Raw genomic sequence first — 19823 nt, 5'->3', positions numbered from 1 at the left:
CCGGAACGACTTCCGGCCGGTCTCCTGGATACGTGGCGGGAGGGTCGCCGGCAGATACCGATCCGTCGGGTTTCCCCCGGCCGAATGCCGCCAGCGGGGACGGTGCGGCTCAGTTGTCCGGGCACAACCGGGTGCCGCGGATCGGCAGAGCGCTGTCCAGGTGGGCCGCCGCGATCCAGCCGGTGTCGCCCAGGACTGTCGTCCGGGCCCACACGTCGTCGCCCTTGACGGCTTCCCCGGTGCGGTGGCAGGTCACCCGGCCCAGCGTGCCGTCGGGCACCGTCCGCAGCACCCGGTCGCTCGTGGAGGGGCCGGTGCGCATCGACACGTCGGGGTGGGCCTTCACCGCGACAAGCCGGCCGTCGCCGGGAACCAGGCCGTCCTGGAGGCCCCGGCAGGTGTTCGCCGACGAGCCGATCCACATGATCGTGTAGTCCTCGCCGTCGCGTCGTTGGTGGCTGGTGTCGAAGCAGTACGCCGGCTTGTCCTGCTCCGGTCCATTGCCCCGGGTGGCCAGGTCCAAGAGCGGAATCTGCTTGATCAGGAAGCAGGCGGTGGTGTCGGCGACCGCGCCGAGGCGGCCACGGAGGACCGCGACGACGCCGACCGCCCACGAGTCGCGTCGGCTCTGGTAGATCCGTACCGCCAGCCGGTCGGTCTCGTAGGCGCATTGGACGGCGTCGTTGACCTGCCCGAGCCGGTCGGCAAAGCGGCCGACGTTGTCGAGGAACTGGCCGACCCGGGGCCGCTGCCCGGGCACGATCCGTTGGGTCACCTCGCTCACCAGGTCGACGTGCGGCAGGCAGGGGTTCTCGATCGAGGTGTAGTTCTTCTCGTCCAACTTCGGCAGCAGTCCGCCGCTGCGGGTGCCGGCCGGCGGGCAGCCGCCTCCGGCGACCTTCGCGAGACCGTTGGCCGTGCCGGGGCGGTTCTCGGCACCGCCGCCGGCCGCGCCGCCGTTCGGGCGGCACCCCGTCAGGAGACCGGCCGCCAGGGCGAGCACGGTGAGGCCGGCGGCGAGACCCGCCCGGCGGGGGAGCTTCCTCACATTGTGGTCAGTCATGCCTGGATGGGGGGCCGGGCGGCGTCCTGGATACCTGCTGTCGGCGCGACTCTGGTGCTGTCGGTTCAGCCCGCGCCGAAACAGACGAAGCTCGGGGGCTGGTTGTCGCGTACGGCCTCTGCCAGTGCCGCCGCCGGTGGCCGGCCCGCGACGACCGCCCGGTGATAGGCCACCATGATCTCGGTGGCCGCCTCGTCGGCGACCCGACCGACGCTCGCGACGACCGTGGCGGTGCCGGCGGCGAGCAAAGCGGTCGGCATGCCGAGCGCCTCGTCGCCGTGCCGCACGTCGGTCAGGCCCAGATCGCAGCAGGACAGGACCACGGTACGCGGCGCGGTCCGCAGCTCCTGCACGTCATAGCCCATCAGCGGGCCGCCGGCCAGCTCCAGCGTGGAGAACAGTGGGTTCTCGGTCTGGTGCTGGCCGTGTGCGGCGACATGGGCGAGGTCGGCGCCGGCCATCGCCGCGAGTGCTGCCGCCGGGGTCGCCTCCGGCCCGGTGAGCACCACGGCACCGCGGTGCAGCGACGCCACGGCCCGGGCCTCCGCCTCCCCTCGGGGGATTCCCGGTCCCGCCAGCACCGCCACCGCAGCCGACCCGGCGACGGGCCGGCCGGCGTCCAGGCGGCGCCGGGCGGCCAGCCACACCCCGACCGACGGCGCCACCGTGACCGGCCGGGACGCGCACGCTGGCAGGGCGTGCCACGGCGTGGTCAGCAACAGCCCGGTCGGGACCACCACGAGGTCTCGGTCGCCGACCAGCGGAAGGACCGGATCGAGCACCATCGAGCCCACCCGGTCGGCGTCCTGGCGCGTCGTGGCGTGGACCACCGCCGCCAGCCGGGCGGGCATGGCCCGGCCCGCCTGCGCGTCCAGGTCGGCGCGCAACCGTCGTACCGCCTCCTCGGCCGTGCCGCGGTCGCCGAGCACCACCACCGAGGTCCCCCGGTCGGTGACCACGAGCGCGCGCAGGACGTCCCCGGTGGCCACGTACACCACGAGCGCCGCGCCGGCCAGCTGCGCCGTCACGGCGGTCAGCGGCGCCGGCGTCGGCGGTGCCGCGTCCCGGGGACCCGGCGTCGCCCAGGCGCGCTCCCGGATCACCCGCTGGAGCGCCTCCAGTCGACTGTGGAAGGCCAGGGTCGGGTGACCTGCGAGTTCCGCCTGCCGGACGCGGTGCTGTAGCTGGCGCAGCTCCTCCAGCGCCTCGGCGGCGACCGGGTCGTCGGGTGGCCGCACCGGCGGCAGCAGCAGCGCCTGCGCCCGGGCCCGCTCGGACCACCGGTAGACGGCGCTGGCGGAGCCCTCTGCCAACGCCGCGGCGAGCCCCGCCCGGGCCAGGTCGCGGCCGTGCACTGCGGCCCCGGTCTGCAGGTCGGCGCAGCCGAACCGGGCGCGGTGCCGGTGCAGAGCGGTCATTCCGGCCAGCAGACTGCGCCGGGCTTCGGCCGACCGGTCGGTCGAGGCCGCCACCTCCGCGCGGGCCATGTGCCAGAGCAGGCGCGTGTCGAGCCGATCGCTCCGCCGTGGTCCGGGCTGTCGCCCGATCAGCTCCGCCGCCCGGCGGGGTCGTCCCGCGGCCACCAGCGCCCGGGCCTTGACCATACCGGCGACTCGGGCGTCCTCGGGCAGCCCGAGCCGGGCCAACCGGCCGGCCAGCACCCCGGCGCGCCGGGCCACCGTCGCCTGGTCGACCTCGCCGACCGCCTGGTCGGCGCGCAGCTCGAGCAGGGCAGCGAGGGCCGCACGGCGGACGTTGGTACGGCCGAGGAACGCGGCGCGGGCGCGTCGGGCCCAGTGCGCGGCAGCGACCGGCTCGCCGGCGAGGAGGGCCGCCTCCGCGCGCACCTGGAGAGCATCCGCGTAGGTGTGTCCGAGCTGCTGCCGCGTCGCCCGCTCCACCGCGCTGGCGAGTTGCCGTTCGGCCTCGCGGTAGAGCCCGGCCGCGACCAGCGCGCGGGCCCGTTCCACGGCCAGGTTGGCGAGCCGGCCCGGCGCGAGCATCCGGTAGTCGGCGTCGGACTGGGCGAAGGCACGCAGCGCGGCGGGCAGGTCACCGGCGATCACGTCGAGACAACCCAGGTTCGTCCGCGCCATGGCCACGTGCAGGCCGAGCCCGTGCCGGGCGGCGACCTCGGCGCAGCGCCGCAGGTCGGCCCGGGCGAGCCGGACGTTGCCCGCCTCCAGGTGCACGAGGCTGCGGTTGTTGAGCGCCTTGACCAGATCAGGCGGGTGTGTCAGGTCGCCCAACAGGCCGATGGACTCGTCGTACTGGCGCAGCGCCTCCGCGTTGCGGCCGCTGCGTTTGAGCAGCAGGGCCCGCTGGCCGAGCAGGATCGGCCGCTGCGGTGGAGCCACGAGTGCCTCGGCCTCGTCCAGCAGCCGGAAGCCCAGCTCCACCCGGCCCCGCTCGGACTCGGCCCAGGCGAGGCTGATCAGCAGGCGGGCGTGGATGTCGCGCAGGCCGGGGTGGCTCTTCGCCAGCCGCAGGCCCGCCCGCAGTTCCCGGGCGGCCCGCCCCGGCTGGCCGGCGTCGCTGGACGCCAGGCCCGCCGCGTGCCAGCGGGTGGCCCGGCGAACGAGTGCGGCCTGGTCCATGTCACAGGGCGAGGGCCGGGGTGACCACCTGCGGTGCGTGCTCACCCCGTGCCGGGTGCACCACCACCTGCGCCAGGCCGTGCGGCACACCGTCCAGCACGAACCGGCCGGACGCGTCGGACTCCACCGTCTGAGACGGGTCGGGCGCGGGGTGCCGCAGCTCGACCCGTACGGCGGCGCCGGGCGCGAGCCAGCCGTCGATCCGGACCAGGCCGTCGGGCCGGTCCACGATCGTGATCATCACGGTTCGGCTCTCCGCGTCGAAGGTCAGGGTGCGGGTCCGTTGCGTGCCACGCACCGCGCCGACGAGTTGCTCTTCGCGCAGCCGGGCGACCTCCCGGTCGACGTCGTCGAGTGCCAGCACCAGGCGTACCCGGTCGTCGAGGTCGGGGGGTGGCGGGTCGAGCTGGGTGAGCACCGCTGCCAACTGGTCCAGGATCGCCTGGTCCAGGCCGTCGAGCGGCTGGTCGGCGGAGTGCGGGGCGGTCATGTCGGGCTCCACGTCGAGTCGGCGGCCAGCATCTCCCGCAGCTTCGCCAGACACCGGCCACGGGTCGGCCCGATGCTGCCACGGGGCATGTCCAGCGCCTCGGCCACCGCCGTGTAGTCGGGGCGGTCGACGTGCGCGACGATCCGCAGCAGCGCCCGGCACCGCTCCGGCAGCCGCGCGACGTGCCGCCACAGCGCCCGGTCACGTTCCTCGGACAGCAGCAGGTCGGCGGGGCCGGGATCCGGGTCGGGCGAGGACTCCAGCGTCGCCGCGTCGTGCGGCGTCTGCCGCTGCGCGAGCCCACGGACCCGCCAGGATTCCCGGCGGGCGGTGGTCACCAGCCACGCGGTGAGGGCGCTCGAGGACCGGATGGTGTGCAGTCCGCGTACCAGCTCCAGCCAGGTCGTCTGGACGACATCGGCGGCCTCCTCGGCGGTGAGGCCCTGCGCCCGGGCGACGCGCCACAGCAGCGGGTTGAGTTCCCGGACCACCTCGTCGAGGGCGTCCCGGTCGCCCGCCCTGGCCCGATCGAGGCGCTCGCCGAGGCATGCCGCGCGGTCGAGCGATGCGCTCGCGCGGTCCACCGGCACATTCGACATCGCGTCAGTCCGGCAGCCGCGAGGACGCCGGCGTCGGCGCCAACTCCTGGGCGAGCCGGCCCGCGTACCGGGCGGCCGCGAACGACGTGCCGCTCCAGTAGGCGTACGCGCCCTGCCCGGTGATCGGTGCCGTGGTCAGGGGCATGAGGCTCACCGCGTTCGTGCCCTCGTGCCACTGGCGCACCCACACCCCGTGGTTGCTGTATGGCGCCCGGGTGGTCGGCGAGGCGCAGGCCCCGACGCTGATCACCGTGAGCGCCGGATCAACGGCGAAGGCAGCCGGATAGACCGGGCTGTCCGTACCGCCGTTCCCGGCCGACGCGACCACCGCGACGCCCTGGTCCGCCAGGCGCTTGAGCGCCGCCCGGACCGGCTTCATCTCAGCTTCCTCGCCGACACCCGGGCGGCCGAACGCGGTCAGCACGACGTCGACCCGGTGGCCGTCGCGCACCCGGTCCGCCAGCCAGTTCAACGCGTGCGCCGCGTTCAGGTCACTGACCCGGCCCGCGTCGCTCATCACCCGCACCGAGAGGATCCGCGCGTCGGGCGCCGCACGGCGGACGAGTCCGGCGAGGAAGGTGCCGTGCCCCCAGTGACTGCCGAAGTCCGTCTCGTCGCTCTCCTGGCCGTGGCTCTCCTGGCCGGCGATCTCCGCAATGGCGCGCAGCGGCGTCCATCCCCGCGCCTCCTCCCAGTACGGCTCGCCGTCGCTCTCCACCAGCCAGTCGTGCTCCCGCACCCCGGTGTCGAGCAGCGCCACCACGGGCCGCCCGGCCGGAAACTGGCTGGCCGGGCGCCGTGGGGGCTTCGGCAGCATCACGTGGTCGGGGGCCGGGAGCCAGGAAACGGTGCCGTGTCCGCTCTTGCGGCCGCTGGCCCGGAAGTACGGGAAGAGACGTGCCTCCGGCCGGGCGTCGTCCTCCACGGTGGCGGCCACGCACTCGTAGTCGGGCAGGCACTCCGGCACGTCGGTGTCCGGTCGGCCGGCCAGCTGGCGGCTGGCCCGGGCCACGGCCACCGGGTCACCCTGGACGGGCAGTTCGACCAGCTCGACGGCGGGCGGCGCGGGGGCGGCCGGCGGGGACAACGGCCGGCCGAGACCAGCCTCGGCCAGCAGCCCGTTGAGCCGCTCGACCGTCTCCGGACGCTCCGCCACCCACGCGGGCACGAGCACGACGTCAGGACGGTAAGGGGGTCGGGACACCTGACCTCCTGGTAGTACGGCTGATTCACTCAGGACCGCCCCGCGCGCGGCGCGGGTCGGTGGTCGCCAGCACAGTTGAGCACGTTCCGCTGCCGCCGCCAATGGCCCGCCCGGCGCATCGACCATGACCATTCGATGCGTATCTGAGGGTCCGTCCGCTCCCCTACCGCAGATGGGCCCACGTCCGCCCGCGGTCGAGGCCCTACCTGGCGCCCGACGAGTCGTCCGGATGGCGAAGTCGCGCGGCTGCCTGGTGCAGACCCGGGTGGACGCCGGCCGGGCTCCCCGTGTGCTCGGCGAGCCGTTGCAGGACAGTGACAAGCCGGGCGCGTTCGCCGGCGTCGAGCGGGGTGAGGATCTCGCCCTCGTGCTGGTCGGCGACACGGCGAGCACGAGGCAGCAGCTTGCGCGAGGTATCGGTCAGGTGGATGGCGTGGGCACGACGGTCGCGGGGGTGCCGCCGACGTTCGACCAGGTCGCGCTGTTCGAGGTCGTCGAGCAGGCCGACCATGACCTTGCGGTGGATGCCCAGCGCGTCGGCGAGCTGTTGCTGGGTGGTGCCCTCACTTCGCTCCAGGTGCATGAGCAGCCCGAAGTGGTTCGGCGCGATGCCCAGCGGCGCCAGCCGTGCGGCGAACGTCTGCGCGACGTGGAACCCGAGTTGTGACAGCAGGAAGGTGGCCCGACCGGCCAACGGCCGGTCCGTGCCTGGTGGGGAGTCGTCGAGCATTCGAACATTGTACTTCCTCGTTATTGTCCGATACGGTAACAGTCACTGGCGATCCACATTTGGGAGATGCTGATGAAGGTGACCGTCTTCGGTGCTACCGGCGGCATCGGCAGCCACGTCGTACGCCAGGCACTCGACCGCGGGATGACCGTGACCGCGGTCGTCCGCGACCCGGCCCGCCTCGACGTGCGTCATCCGGCGCTGGAGGTCACGACGGTGTCCACGCTCGACGACGCCGACGCGTTGGGGCCCGCAGTGCGCGGCAGTGACGCGGTCCTGTCCGGTGTGGGCCCACGCGGACGCCACGACGGGCCGGTCGCCTCCACCGCCACGCGCGCGATCCTGGGAGCGATGCACGCCGAAGGTGTCCGCCGGCTCGTCACGGTCAGCGCCGCCCCGGTCGGCCCGACACCCGACGGGGACAGTTTCCTCAACCGCCGCATCGTTCTGCCGGTCATCAGTGCCCTGCTCAGGGACCTGTACGCGGACCTGCGCGCCATGGAGCACGCGATGGCGAACAGCCCGGCGCACTGGACGGTGGTGCGGCCGCCGAAGCTCGTGGACAAGACGCTGACCGGCCGGTATCGCACCGTCATCGGTGGCAACGTCGCCCGCGGCTACACGATCTCGCGGGCCGACGTGGCCCACGCCATGCTCGCCGCCACAGGCGACCCCGCGACGATCAACCAGGCGATCGGCATCGCGTACTGACCGCCGCCGTCTGTCGTCCATCCCGAACGATGCGCGATGACCCTCGCCGTTCGCGCGTCAACCCACTCGCCCTACTCGGCCTCGGTGAGCGGCGAGGGATCCGGGGCACGCCGACCGTGACTATCCGATGATGTCGGTAAGGCCGGTCAGGTCCGTGATCTCGTATTCGACGGACGTATCGTCCGGCAGGGTATGCCCGCGATGGTTGATCCACGCCGCCCGGATGCCGGCCGCGTGCGCCCCGCGCACATCGGCGCTCGTCGAGTCGCCCACGTGCAGCACCTCGTGCGCACCCAGGTCCAGGGCGGCGAGCGCTCGGGCGAACATGGCCCGGTCCGGTTTGTAGGCGCGGACGTCCTCGCTGGTCACGACAGCGGCGAAGGCCAGTCCATGGTATGCCATCGCCGCGTCCAGGTCGGCGCGATCGACGTCGGACACCACGCAGACGGGCACCGTGACCCGGGAGAGGAACTCCCGGGTACCCGGACGCAACGGCGGCGACTGCCAGTACCTGAACTGCGCCGCGCACAGCGTGGCCGCGTCACCGGCGCAGCCCACCTCGGCCATGACCGTGGCCAGGCTGCGCATCGCGCAGAGTCGTAGGGTCCGAAACCGCGGGCCGTCGGCGACCGCCTCGTACCGCAGCGCCCAGGCATCCAGGACGTCGCCCCCGGAGACTGATGTGGAGGCGCCGGCGGCTACCTGGTCAGCGATCGCCCGCATGATCGCGTCGTCGTCCTCGACCACCGTGCCGTAGAAGTCCAGCAGCAGTCCCTTGATCACGTTCGCAGCGTAGTCGTCGCCGCGGCCGGAGGGGTTCGGCGAGGTCAGTGACTACTGGTTGCGAGCCGAATCCCGAATCCGGCGATCACCGTCCCGGTGACGCGGTCCAACAGCCGGCGAGCCGCAGGACGGCGCAACACCGTACGCAGCCGACGTGCCAGGACGACCAGCACGGCCGACCAGGCGGTACCCAGAAGGATATGCACGCAGGCCAGCAACACACCGAAGGCAAACGGGGAAGCGCCGGAGGGGATGAACTGTGGCAGGAGCGCGACGTAGAACACGCCCATCTTCGGGTTCAGCAGATTTGTCAGTGCGCCGCGACGCCACCCCGGGTAGAAGTCGTTGCCGGCCGTCGCCGGTTCCTCGATCGGTGGCTTCGCTGTGCCTGGTCGACGGTGGCGGGTACCCCACAGCAGGCTCAGTCCCATCCAGACCAGGTAGCAGGCGCCAGCCCATCGCAGCACGTCGTAGGCCAACTGGGACGCCGTCAGCAACGCGGTGACACCGGCGGAGGTGAGCGCACCCCAGGCCAGGGTGCCGGTTTGGATGCCGAGAACGACCCCCCAGGCACGGCGGGTTTCTCCGAGGGCTGCGGTGCGCAGGATGAGGGCGGTGTCCATCCCGGGAGTCATGGTGAGCAGGCCCACGACGATGACAAAGGACCACAGAGCGCCGAGAGCTGTCACGATGGTCAACCTAGTGGGCGGCTGTCGTGGTCAGGCCCGCACGGTGTCGCAGACCAGGGGTGAGGTCAGGTCATGCCCAACCTGGTGTCGCAGGCCGGGCAGTACCCGCGCTTCGCGTTCGAGCTCACGTCGATCTCGCAGGTCGAGCACGGGCCGCCCTCCCACAAACCCTGGTCGGGTCCAAGTCCGCCGTCGTAGTAATCGCGGTCCGGCCACGCGACCAGGCTGAGGACTGTGTCCGGCGCTTCCTCGCATCGATACGACGTGGCCAGGATGAGTCTTTCCTGGCAGCCGTACCGCTCGTCGGTGTAATGCGGCAGGACCCGCCGCATGAGGTCGACCAGCTCGTAGACCGGTAGCCCGACGAGCTGCTCAGCGAGACGGTCCCGATCTTCGTCCGTCGTCATGCGACGACGATACGCGCGACTCCGCCCCCGCCTACCGAGGTCGGGACCGAGGAGCTGACACCGATTGCTGACCGGCAGGCCAGGACGGGGCGATCCGGTGCCGCCTTCCGGCGTCCCGGATCGCCCCGTCCAGACGGGAGGCACGACGCTTAGGCGGCCACCACCACGTGGTGCCCCTGCTCGGCCGGCCGGCTCGGATCGCCGCCATGCCCCGGGGCGTCGAGCAGCAGGACGTTCGCCACCCGGTGCGGCATCGCCACCCGGAGCAGGCCGTAGCCGATGCCGGCGAGCCCCATCAGCAGCCCGGGCGTGCTGACCTGCTCCGGGACCCCGGCCCGGGGCATACCGGCGAGGACCTGCTCGGCAATCGCCCGGGCACACCGCAGACCGAGCACCGCATCTTCGGGCTCGTCGAGTGCCGAACTGGCCGCCAGCAGGGTCTCGACCAACCCGAGGTCCCCGTGGCAGATTGAGTCGTTACCGATGCCCGTGTACCGCCCGTCGACGACTAGGTCGTCGCGGACCTTGCCGGTCGCGATGTGCAGGTCCTCGCGGATCAGGTCGTGCCAGGGAGCCAGCACGGGCAGTCGCAGCATCGCCGCGCGTGCCAGTCCGACCCCGGCGGCGCCGTGGCACCAGGCGTTCATGAAGGCGCCCGGACCACTGATCACCCGCAGGTCGGGCCAGTTCCGTCGTTCCGGCGACAGGTGGTGCCGCTCGAAGCGCAACGCCCCCCCGCACACCTCGGCGAGCTGGTCGTCGCCGGTGAGCTGGGCGATCCGGGCCAATGCGTACCCGATGCCGCTGGCGCCGTGTGAGAACCCGAGCAGCGCCGGCGCGTTCTCGTACTCGACCTGCCATCCTGTCCCGCCGGGCACGACGATCGCGCGGTCGGCGATCGTCCTACCGGCCGCCTTGAGCACGTCGAGGGTCTGCTCGTCGGGGTGGGCGTCGTGCAGGGCGAGGATCGCCAGCGCTGCCCCGGCGGTGCCGCTGATCACGTCGAGCACCTTGTCCTCGGCGAATCGCTCCTGGCACAGTGCCGCGGCCTGCCGGGCCGTGTCGACGAACGCGGGCGCCCGCAACACCTCGGCGAGCTGGCCCAGCACGTAGACGAGGCCGCCCAGCTCGCTGAAGCCGCCGATCGGCAGCCCGGCTCCCCGGTCCGGGCTGGCGACGAGTTGGCGGGTCACCTCGGCAAGCTGTTCGGCGAGCTGTTCGGCGGGCCGCCGGAAACGGGCATCGCCGGTGATCGCGCCGAGCTGGCCGAGGAACAGAGCGACTCCGGCGACCCCGCTGTACAGGTCGATGCCGGCGTGGCCGACCTTCCAGTACCGGTCGCCGATGAAGTTGACCGACAGCCACGACGGCGCCTCGCCGTCGGCGGCCAAGGCGGCGTCGAGCAGCAGGTCCGCGATCGACCGGGCGGCCCGCACGGCGAGAGCGGCGTCGATTGGCGTCTCCGGCAGCGGCCTGGAGTCGATCCGCTCGACCTGGGGCGTACCCACCGTCAGCCCGGACATGGAGGCGCGGATGCACCAGAGCTGCCGCCACAGATCCTCCTCGGACATCGCGCCGACCCGTGCCCGCACGGCAGCCAATCCGCTGGTTTCCAGGAAGTCCCGGGCCACCACCCCGTGTACGTCGTAGAGGTCGGTCGAGCCCGGGGTGGTGTGGAACGCGGGGATGTCCTGGTCGGCGAGCTGTCGATGTTCGCTGGCGAACAGCATGTCGCGGTCCGGCAGGTCGACGAACGCGGAGGAGAGGACCTCGTGGAAGATCTCCCGGTCGAGCGAGTCGCGTAGCAGGTCCGGGTGCCAGGATTCCGACTGGACCCGGCCGTACGTCATCGTGGGACGGGGGATGAACCGCACCTCGTCGTCGCGGAACCGGGCGATCGGTCCGTCGTCGGCGAGCAGATCGTCGCGGTGGGCGGCGATGATCCGGTAGCAGTCGGTGAAGCCGGCGGCGAGGGCGTCGGTGTGGGCCAGGGCGTTGACGGGCCGACCGTCCAGCCGTACGCGGTTCTGCGTCTCCGGCATCTCCCGGCGGTCCCGCACGACCCGCATCTCGTCGGTGCCGCCGGCGACGAAGGTGGGCAGGCGGGCGGGTGAGAGTTGCCCGCCGGAGCCAGCCAGGCCGCTCACCTCCGCGTCGTAGATGCCCTCGTCGTCGGCGGTGATGATCCGCTCGGGCAGGAGGCCGACCCGGAGCACCGAGTCCCGTACCACGCGGGGCGCCTCGCCGAAGGTGAGCGGCGCCAGTTGCGCCCCGGTGACCCGGGGCAGCACCTGGAAGATCGCCTCCAGGTCCACGGGGACGGGGTCCTCCCCGGCCGCGATGACGTTCTCCAGGTGCAGGTCCGAGCCGCAGAGGGCGTGGAACAGCGCCAGGAACGCGCCCTGCCGCCAGAAGAAGCGGTCCACCTGCTCCTCGTTCTCGCACGACGCGACGTCGACGTGCTCCACCCAGCCGTACCCGTCCCGGTCGAGGACGAGCAGCGGCCGCAGCCGTTGGCGGAGCCCGCGGGCGTTGAGCCAGTCGAGAACCTGGTTGAAGTGGACCTCCACGCTGAGGCTGCGTGGCTTGTACACCAGCTTGCGGCCGTCAGTGAAGGTGAGGATCGCGACGGTCTGCCCTCCACGATGGGTGTCCCCGGCGCCGAAGCTCACCTGGGCCAGGTCGGCGAGTCCCTGCCAGTCGCCTCCGAAGGTCTTCCGCAGCTCGGGCAGGTCGGCGAGAAGCCGTTCCGCGAACCCGGCCCGGACCTCGACGGTGGTACGCAGGCACATGACCAGTTCCCGGGCGAGCACCGGGTACTCGGCCAGGACGCCGAGCGCCGTCTCGGGCGTACGGATCTGCGCGATGAACGACGACATCCGCTCTGCCGGTGTCGCCCCGCCCAGCCGACCCTCAACCCGGGCCACGTTCACCTCAAGGATCATGACAGAGATGATCATTTGCAGGAGTCGATCGAGCGGTGGTTGCAGCAGCGAGTGGTCCGCCGGTAGGCGGTCATCGTGGCCGTGCCGGGCCATCAGCCGGGCCACCCGGCTGCCCAGCTCCTCCTGACTCCACGCCAGCAACGGCGCGATCAGATTCAGGAACACCACATTCCCGGCCTGGTCGTGCCCGTGGTCGTGGTCGTCGTGATCGCATCCGGTCGGCGGGGCGCCACCGGCGAGGTCGTCGAGACGCGCCGACCCGAACCGCCGCCACGCCTCGGCGATCACGTCCAGCCAAGCCGGCCGGTCGGGGATCCTGGCGGCGAGCGACTCGCCCGGTTCGGCCAGCAACTCGACGATCCTGTCCTCGGCCAGCCCGAGTCGTTCCCACCGGTCGAGCGAGATGTCGGTGCCGCGCAGAATGCGGCCGCCACGCCAGGCGTCCCGCCGACGGCGACCGTAGTCGTGTTGCTCCTCCGTGATTATCGGCCTGCCTCCGGCCCGTTCCGAACGGGTCAGGCCACGCCACCAGTTCGGCGTCTGAAGAATCTCGTCGAACATGTCTCCGCCCTCATCTATCCACGTCCGGGACGGCCGCGGCTGTCGTGGCCCGGCCCTCCGGCCCGGGGTGGGCACCATCACCAGACGCCCACCCCGGCCTGAATGGAAATCGGTCAGTCGTCGGTACCGGAAAACGGGTTACCGCCCGCTATCAGCAGCTTCCCGGCGTGCATCCGGCCGTCATGATCCAGCAGGTGTTGGTGCAGCCGAGGCTGCCCCACTGACAGGTGAAGCAGGTGTGGAAGGTGAACGCCCGGTCGCCGCCGAAAATGTCCGCCAGATCCGCGTCCAGGCCACCGACGGCGCCCACCGGGCTCTCCGGCAGGAGTGCGATGTCGGCGTCGTCGAGAGTGGTGCGGAAGGCGGGATCCTTCCATGCGCGCACAACCGTGTTGCCCATCAGCATCCCCAGCAGGTGCGGCAGGTCCACAGCGGATAGCAGGTGAGGCAGGTGCGGTAGGTGTAGGGCTCCCCGTTGCAGCAGCCCATCGTCGCGGTGGACTCGGAGCCAGCGCCCCGGGACCCGTCCATGACCATCTCACCCAGCTCGACCCGGCCGACCGGGTGGGCCGGCAGCGTGGCGAGTTCGCTGTCATCGAGAGTGGCCCGGAAAACCGGGTCCTTCCACGCCCTCGCGGCAGTATCCATGATTACTCCGATCGCTAGAAGAAGTGTCCCCACGCCTGCCGCTCCAACCCGGATGACGGGTGCGGCAATTGCGGCGGGCGGCAAAGAGCCCGCGGTCAGAACAGGCGACGGAAATCGGGAATTCGGCTCGGCCAGGAACCGGTGCCGTCCGATGGCGGCAGACACACACTGAACGCCGTCGGCTCGCCAGTCAAGACCGATGGCGACCCTCTCTACCGCGGCTGAATCGGCAGCGAACCAAGCGTCGACCGGCAAACAACCAGCGCCTGAAACGCTCATCCCGCTCGGCCAGAACAGCGACGGTTCGCGATTTGACGAGGGGAGGTGACAGAAATGACGGAACGACCGGAACTCCTTGAGGACCCGATCGGTCAGCTGGACCTGACCGACCTCGACCAGGAGATCAACGGTGGTAGCACCGCGCTGTGCTTCACCATCACGGTCACGATCTCCACCTTCAAGCACAGCATCTGTGGCACCTGCGGCATCTTCAGCGTCGGCTGCTGCTGATCCCGCGACGGCGATCGGCACCCCGATCGCGTCACCGGGTGGGCGGAGACGCCCGCCGTCTCCGCCCACCTGGAACCCGATCCATCGTGACGAGCCGCAACGGAGAGACGTGATGGTCTTACGCAACACCGCAACGAGCGATCGTGGCGAACTCGGCAGCGACGTGTTCGACCGGCCAGCCTGGTGGGGTGCCTTGTCCCTGGAGGAACGGCGGCGTGTGCCAGTGCCCGACACCGAGGCCGCCCGCCGTCGGGGCGTGCGCCGGCTCGACGCTTGGCGGACCGATCGAGCCGCCACCGGCGGATTGGAGCCGAACCTCGCCCGGTGGCACGAGGCGGGCCTCAGCGAGGAGGAGTTGGGGCTGCTCCTCGGGGAGTCCTCCGACAGCCTGCGCGAGCGGGTGCCGCAGCCGCCGTCGTGGCTGACGAGCGTTGCCCAGGCGTGGTCCACCGACCCCGCCGACCTGCCCGCGTTCGACGCCGGTCCGACGGACCTGGGACCGACCGCCGACCTGCTCGCGCTGGTACACCCGATGTCACATCGGTATCAGCAGCGATTGCACGACAAGGTGCGCCGGCTCGCCCGCGACCTCGGCCACCGGGGCGAAGTCGCACCGCACCATCCGTTGCTGCGGCCGAACCACGAGGTCTACCTGGCGATGATCAGTCCGGTGCTCGCGGTCCACCTGCGTCGTGCACGAAGCGCGGGGACACTCGCCGGTGACACGCCGGCGGCACGGTTCGGCGACTTCGTCCGACAGCTTCGCCAGCCCGCGTACGCCCTGCGGATCCTCGCCGAGTATCCGACGCTCACCCGGGAGCTCGTCGACGAGATGGAGACCTGGCTGACGGTACGCAGTGAGCTGGCCCGGCACCTGCTGGCCGATCTGCCGACGCTGCGCACGGAGTTCGGCCTGAACGCCAACTCGCTCGACGATGTGGTGGAGGTGCAGACCGGTGCCGGCGACACGCACCGCGGCGGGCGGAGCGTCGCGATCCTCACCTTCGCCGACGGCGGCAAGGTGGTCTACAAGCCGCGCCCGCTCGCCGTCGAATCGCACTTCTACGCGCTGGTCGAATGGCTCAACGCCAAGGGGATGGCCTTCCCACTGCGCCCGCTGGCCATCGTGGAGCGGGCCGGGTACGGCTGGGTCGAGTTCGTCCACCCCGAGAGCTGCGCCGACGAGCAGGGGCTGCGCCGCTTCTACTGGCGCCAGGGCGCCTACCTGAGCCTGCTGTACCTGTTGCGAGCCTCGGACATCCACCTGGAGAACGTCATCGCCGCCGGCGAGCACCCGGTGATCGTCGACCTGGAAGCGATCTTTCAACAGGCTCGGCCGACCACCGACACCCGGCCGCTGGTGCTGCCCGCCGAGGCGATGCACCGCATCGAGGAGTCCGTGCTGTCGATCGGCCTGCTGCCGCAGCGACTGATCCAGCAGGACGGCGACGCGGTGGTGACCACCGAGCTGTCCGGGATGGCCGGCGGGCGAGGGGAACTGAGCCCGATGAAGGTGCCGCGGTGGCAGGACACCGGCACCGACCAGATGCGGCGCACCCGCGCCCGCGTGGAGATGCCCGGCGGGCACAACCTTCCCATGGTCGCCGGTACCGCGGCGGACCCCGCCCGGCACCAGACCGACCTGGTGTCCGGCTTCGAAGCCTGCTACCAGCTGCTGCTCGCGCACCGTGACGAGCTGGCCGCACCCGGCGGGCCGGTCGCCGCGTTCGCCGCGGACGAGATCCGGTTCATCGCGCTTCCCACCATGGTGTACGGGCGCATCCTCGGCGAATCCTGGCACCCGGTGGTGCTGGGCGACGCCCTGGACCGGGAGTGCCTGTTCGAGGTCCTCGCCAGCCGCCACCCCGAGCTGGTCGCCGATCGAGCCATCGCCGCCAGTGAGATCCGGCAGCTCGCCCGGCGGGATATCCCGTTCTTCTGGACCCGACCCGACTCCCGGGACCTGTACGACGACCGCGGCCTCGTCGTACGCGACTTCTTCCCCAACCGCGGACTAGACCTCGTCCGGGACCGGATCGCCGGGCTGTCCGCCGCCGACCTGCGCCAACAGAGCTGGGCAGTGTCGGCGTCGCTGGCCGCGCTGCAACTCGGCGACGGTCAGGAGAGCATCGCACACCGGACGCGCGCGACGCCGGCCGAGGAGATCGACCACGCGCTCGCCGAGCGTGCCGCTGTCCGCCTGGGCGACCGACTCCTCGAGACCGCGCTCGGCGATCCGGCCCGGCCGGTGTGGCTGACCCTCACGCTCGTCACCGACCGGCACTGGAGCGTCGTACCCACGGCGTTCGAGAGCTACAGCGGGCTGTCCGGGATCGCGGTGTTCCTCGGCCAACTCGGCGAGCAGACCGGCCTGGCGCGGTTCCGGTCCGCGGCCGAGGCGATCGCCGCGATGCTCAGCGAACACGTCGACACCCTGCTCGAGTGGCCGGAGACCGACCGTAACCTGCTCGGAATCGGGGGTTTCAGCGAATTGGGCGGCTACGTCCACGCGCTGACCCAACTCGGCGCGCTGTGGCGAACGAGATCGCTGTTCGACCAGGCACGTCGGCTCGTCCCGGAACTGCTCCGGCGGTTCGACGGCGACCGTCACCTCGACGTGGTCGCGGGCACCGCCGGGGCGGCGCTCGCGCTGCGCGCTCTGCACTCGGTCGATCCGGACGAGCAGACGTTGGTGGCGCTGCGGGCGGCGGGGCACTACCTGCTCGCCAGCGCCACGGCCCACGACTCCGGGTTGGCGTGGCCGTCGGCGATCCCCGCGCGAGCGCCGCTGCTCGGCTTCTCGCACGGGGTGTCCGGGATCGCCTACGCACTCGCCGAAATCGCCCGGGTGACGGGCGAGCAGCGCTACCTCGACGCGGCCGAGTGCGCCGTGCGGTACGAGCACCTCCAGTACGACGTCGCCGCGGGCAACTGGCCCGATCACCGCGATGTCACCCCGTCGGGCACGTTCATGAACGCCTGGTGTCACGGTGCGGCCGGCGTCGCGCTGGCCCGCGCGGCCATGCTCGGCACCGTACGCATCCCCGAGGTGCGCGCCGACCTCGACGCGGCGGTCGCCTCGGTACGGCGCAGCCTGACCTCGGGTGAGCTGCTCACCGGTACCGGCAACGACTGCCTGTGCCACGGTGACCTCGGCCTGGCGGAAGCCCTGCTCACCGCGGGCCTGGCCACCGGCGACGACACTCTCGTCGCGACGGCGCGCAGGGCGACACACGCGGTCGCCCAGACGGTGCTCGCCGGCGAGGAACTCTGCGGCGTACCGCAGGGGATGCACGTTCCGGGCCTGCTGATGGGCACCGCCGGCATCGGCTACGGGCTGCTGCGGGCCGCTCGGCCCGACCTCACGCCGAACGTCCTGCTGCTGGCTCCGCCGGTCGGCGCGGCGTCCGGCGACCGCCACCTACCCGGTTTAGCCATCGCCGCCGCCCGTGCCGTCGCCGAGGAGGAAGCGTGACCCGCGTACCGGTGATCGTGCAGATGAGCAGCACCGAGTGCGGGCCGAGCTGCCTGGCAATGGTGCTGGGCGGGCTGGGACGCGCCACCGAGGTTCGGGAGCTGCGCGCCCAATTCGGGGTGGGACGCGACGGCACCAGCGCCCGCCGCATCCTTGAGGTGGCCCGCGAGTACGGGCTGGACGCACGGGGACTGCGGGTGAACCAGGCCGGGCTGGCAAGCGTCCGTCTGCCCGCCATCGCGCACTGGGGCGAGGACCACTTCACGGTGCTGGAGAAGGTCGGGCCGCGCCGGATCCGGATGGTGGATCCCGGACACGGCCGACGCCGGCTGACGCACGAGGAGTTCTTCGCGGAGTTCTCCGGCACCGTGCTGGAGTTCATGCCGGAGGAGTCGATGCGGCGGCGGCGACGCCCGATCCGCGACCACCTCGCCCTGCGGTTCTTGCGCGATCTGATCCGGCTGGCGCCGCTGCTCATGGTGTTGGCCGTGGCGCTCTCGGCTGTGGTTCAGATGCTCGGGCTCGCCTCGGCGTGGGCGACGAAGTACGGTGTGGATGTCCTGATCGGGCAGCAGGCGGACACTCTGTCCCTCTTCGCCGTCGGCGTGGGCGCCTACGTCGTGACGCACACCCTCGCCTCCCTCTCTCGAGGGCTGGCGCTGCTGGTGCTCCAACGTAGGCTCGACGGCACACTGGGTGAGCGTTTCATGAGCCACCTGATGCGGCTGCCGTACGCGTACTTCCAGACCCGCGGCACGGGCGACCTGATGGGCCGGCTGAGCAGCAACATGGCGGTGCGGGACATGCTGACCTCGCAGCTGGCCACGCTGTTGCTCGACACCGTCTTCGTCTTCATCTACACCGCCCTGCTGGTCGCGCTGAGCCCGGCGTACGCCGCGGTGGTGGCGGTCCTGGCGGTCGCCCAGTTCGGCATCGTGCTGAGTACCATCCGGCTGGTCCACGAGCGTGCCCAGCGCGAGTTGGCCGCCGACGCCAAGGCGCAGAGCAGCGCTATCGACGCGCTGGCCGGGGCGGAGTTCCTGAAGAGTTCCGGGCTGTCCACCTGGGCGCTGCGCCGGTGGTCCGACCGGTTCACAGTATCGGTGCAGGCCGGGTTCGAGCGCCGGAGACTGGACCTCGTCAACGAGTCGGCGATGGGAATGTTCCAGGTCGCCGCGCCGCTGGTGCTCCTCCTGTTCGGCATCGTCCAGGTGGTGGACGGCCGAATGTCGCTGGGCACGATGCTCGGCCTTAACGTGGTCGCCGGTCTGCTGCTGGCTCCCGTCGGGCAGGTGATGGGTGCGCTGCGGTACCTGCAGACGATCGGCTCTCACCTGGAGCGCATCTACGACGTGCTGAACGAGGATCCAGAACCGACCCACCCGCAGGCCTACCAGCCGGTCGAGCTGCGCGGCGACATCGAGCTGCGCGGGGTCGACTTCCGGTACGATCTCGGCGCTCCGCTGGTGCTCAAGGACATCGACCTGCGGGTCGCAGCGGGGTCGAAGGTGGCGGTCGTCGGGACCACCGGCTCCGGCAAGACCACCTTGGTACGGCTGCTCACCGGACTGCTGCGGGCGAGCGCGGGAGGGGTCTTGGTGGACGGTCGCCCCATCGACGACTACGACCTGGAGCCGCTACGACAGCGCTTCGGCGTGGTCACCCAGTTCCCATACGTATTCGGCGGTTCCATCCGCGACAACCTGACGCTCGGCCGGGTTGACGTCAGCGACGACGACCTACACGAGGCGTTGCACAAGGCGCAGTTCCTGCCGGATCTGAAGCGTATGCCGATGGGCCTGAGCACCGGCGTCGGTGAGGGCGGCAGCGCGCTCTCCGGAGGCCAGCGACAGCGGCTGGCGATCGCTCGGGCGTTACTGGCCAGGACGAACGTGCTCCTGCTCGACGAGGCGACCAGCCACCTGGACACTCTGACCGAGGCAGCGATCGCCGCCGAACTTTCGGCGCTCGGCTGCACCCGGATCGTGATCGCACACCGGATCAGCACGGTCAGCGACGCCGACCAGATCGTCGTGCTGCATCAGGGCGAGATCGTCGAGCGCGGCACCCACGAGGAGCTGATGACACTGGGCGGCCGGTACGCCGAGCTGGCGAGGCGGCAGACGGGTCAGTTGACGGAGCGTGCCCGGCCGGGGTTGGCACTCCAGAACCCATAGGTCGAGTGGGTCGGCCGATGGAGTGCCAGTTGACTCGGACCGCGGAGGATGCTGTCAAGCCGGCCGCGGGTGGAGTTTGCCGAAGGACGGATCTGGACTAGAGCGCAGAAGCCCGCTACCGGTGGTTCCGCGCTCGGCGCGGCGTCGTGCCCCCCGAGCCGCAGCCGCGCACCCCCCCCCCGGCCCCCCGCTACCCCCGCCGGCAAGCCCCCCCCCCCCCCCCCCCCCCACAAT

General features: G+C 71.7%; 16 protein-coding genes. 4 read left to right on the top strand and 12 right to left on the bottom strand.

The window, feature by feature from the left end; genetic code table 11:
• Window positions 1-109 precede the first annotated feature (109 nt).
• The 6 genes from ACPXBU_RS00730 to ACPXBU_RS00705 form a co-directional block, all read right to left on the bottom strand.
• Complete coding sequence (locus ACPXBU_RS00730; RefSeq protein ID WP_425755639.1) at window positions 110-1063, bottom strand: hypothetical protein; 954 nt, start codon at window positions 1061-1063, stop codon at window positions 110-112.
• A 65-nt stretch (window positions 1064-1128) separates the two neighbouring features.
• Window positions 1129-3660 (bottom strand): CHAT domain-containing protein, encoded by a 2532-nt coding sequence (locus ACPXBU_RS00725; RefSeq protein ID WP_425755637.1) that lies wholly within the window; start codon window positions 3658-3660, stop codon window positions 1129-1131.
• 1 nt (window position 3661) lies between these two features.
• Complete coding sequence (locus ACPXBU_RS00720) at window positions 3662-4150, bottom strand: hypothetical protein (RefSeq protein ID WP_425755635.1); 489 nt, start codon at window positions 4148-4150, stop codon at window positions 3662-3664.
• Window positions 4147-4734 (bottom strand): RNA polymerase sigma factor, encoded by a 588-nt coding sequence (locus ACPXBU_RS00715; protein WP_425755633.1) that lies wholly within the window; start codon window positions 4732-4734, stop codon window positions 4147-4149. Before ACPXBU_RS00715 ends, ACPXBU_RS00720 begins: the two co-directional genes overlap by 4 nt.
• A 19-nt stretch (window positions 4735-4753) precedes the next feature.
• Window positions 4754-5953 carry a S8 family peptidase gene (locus tag ACPXBU_RS00710; RefSeq protein ID WP_393368204.1) on the bottom strand — a complete coding sequence of 400 codons (1200 nt, stop codon included), beginning with the start codon at window positions 5951-5953 and terminating at the stop codon, window positions 4754-4756.
• 202 nt (window positions 5954-6155) lie between these two features.
• Window positions 6156-6683, bottom strand: coding sequence for a MarR family winged helix-turn-helix transcriptional regulator (locus tag ACPXBU_RS00705; protein WP_425755631.1), 528 nt, complete (start codon window positions 6681-6683; stop codon window positions 6156-6158).
• A 66-nt stretch (window positions 6684-6749) separates the two neighbouring features.
• Here ACPXBU_RS00705 and ACPXBU_RS00700 point away from each other — a divergent pair, with 66 nt between their 5' ends.
• Complete coding sequence (locus ACPXBU_RS00700; protein WP_425755629.1) at window positions 6750-7394, top strand: NAD(P)-dependent oxidoreductase; 645 nt, start codon at window positions 6750-6752, stop codon at window positions 7392-7394.
• 120 nt (window positions 7395-7514) lie between these two features.
• On the opposite strand, the gene ACPXBU_RS00695 is transcribed toward ACPXBU_RS00700, so the two are convergent.
• The 6 genes from ACPXBU_RS00695 to ACPXBU_RS00670 form a co-directional block, all read right to left on the bottom strand.
• Window positions 7515-8177, bottom strand: coding sequence for an HAD family hydrolase (locus ACPXBU_RS00695; RefSeq protein ID WP_425755627.1), 663 nt, complete (start codon window positions 8175-8177; stop codon window positions 7515-7517).
• Window positions 8178-8221: 44 nt separating this feature from the next.
• Entirely contained in the window at window positions 8222-8812 is a 591-nt protein-coding gene (locus ACPXBU_RS00690; RefSeq protein WP_425756670.1) for a LysE family translocator, read from the bottom strand.
• A 119-nt stretch (window positions 8813-8931) separates the two neighbouring features.
• Window positions 8932-9273 (bottom strand): hypothetical protein, encoded by a 342-nt coding sequence (locus ACPXBU_RS00685; protein WP_425755626.1) that lies wholly within the window; start codon window positions 9271-9273, stop codon window positions 8932-8934.
• Window positions 9274-9422: 149 nt separating this feature from the next.
• Window positions 9423-12779, bottom strand: coding sequence for a type 2 lanthipeptide synthetase LanM family protein (locus ACPXBU_RS00680; RefSeq protein ID WP_425755624.1), 3357 nt, complete (start codon window positions 12777-12779; stop codon window positions 9423-9425).
• 151 nt (window positions 12780-12930) lie between these two features.
• Entirely contained in the window at window positions 12931-13209 is a 279-nt protein-coding gene (locus tag ACPXBU_RS00675) for a mersacidin/lichenicidin family type 2 lantibiotic (RefSeq protein ID WP_425755622.1), read from the bottom strand.
• Window positions 13179-13427, bottom strand: a complete 249-nt coding sequence (locus ACPXBU_RS00670) for a mersacidin/lichenicidin family type 2 lantibiotic (RefSeq protein ID WP_425755620.1) — start codon at window positions 13425-13427, stop codon at window positions 13179-13181. The genes ACPXBU_RS00675 and ACPXBU_RS00670 overlap by 31 nt, the downstream gene beginning before the upstream one ends.
• A 333-nt stretch (window positions 13428-13760) precedes the next feature.
• On the opposite strand from ACPXBU_RS00670, the gene ACPXBU_RS00665 reads away from it, so the two are divergent.
• The 3 genes from ACPXBU_RS00665 to ACPXBU_RS00655 all read left to right on the top strand — a co-directional run bounded on the left by ACPXBU_RS00665 (window position 13761) and on the right by ACPXBU_RS00655 (window position 19589).
• Window positions 13761-13937: a hypothetical protein gene (locus ACPXBU_RS00665; RefSeq protein WP_425755618.1), complete on the top strand. Its 177-nt coding sequence runs from the start codon at window positions 13761-13763 to the stop codon at window positions 13935-13937.
• A gap of 223 nt (window positions 13938-14160) precedes the next feature.
• Window positions 14161-17412, top strand: a complete 3252-nt coding sequence (locus ACPXBU_RS00660; protein ID WP_425755616.1) for a type 2 lanthipeptide synthetase LanM family protein — start codon at window positions 14161-14163, stop codon at window positions 17410-17412.
• Window positions 17409-19589, top strand: a complete 2181-nt coding sequence (locus tag ACPXBU_RS00655; protein ID WP_425755614.1) for a peptidase domain-containing ABC transporter — start codon at window positions 17409-17411, stop codon at window positions 19587-19589. The genes ACPXBU_RS00660 and ACPXBU_RS00655 overlap by 4 nt, the downstream gene beginning before the upstream one ends.
• Window positions 19590-19823: the final 234 nt, after the last annotated feature.

This window comes from Micromonospora sp. DT231, assembly GCF_049847025.1.
Lineage (GTDB): Bacteria > Actinomycetota > Actinomycetes > Mycobacteriales > Micromonosporaceae > Micromonospora.
This window is presented reverse-complemented; position numbering and strand designations above follow the sequence as displayed.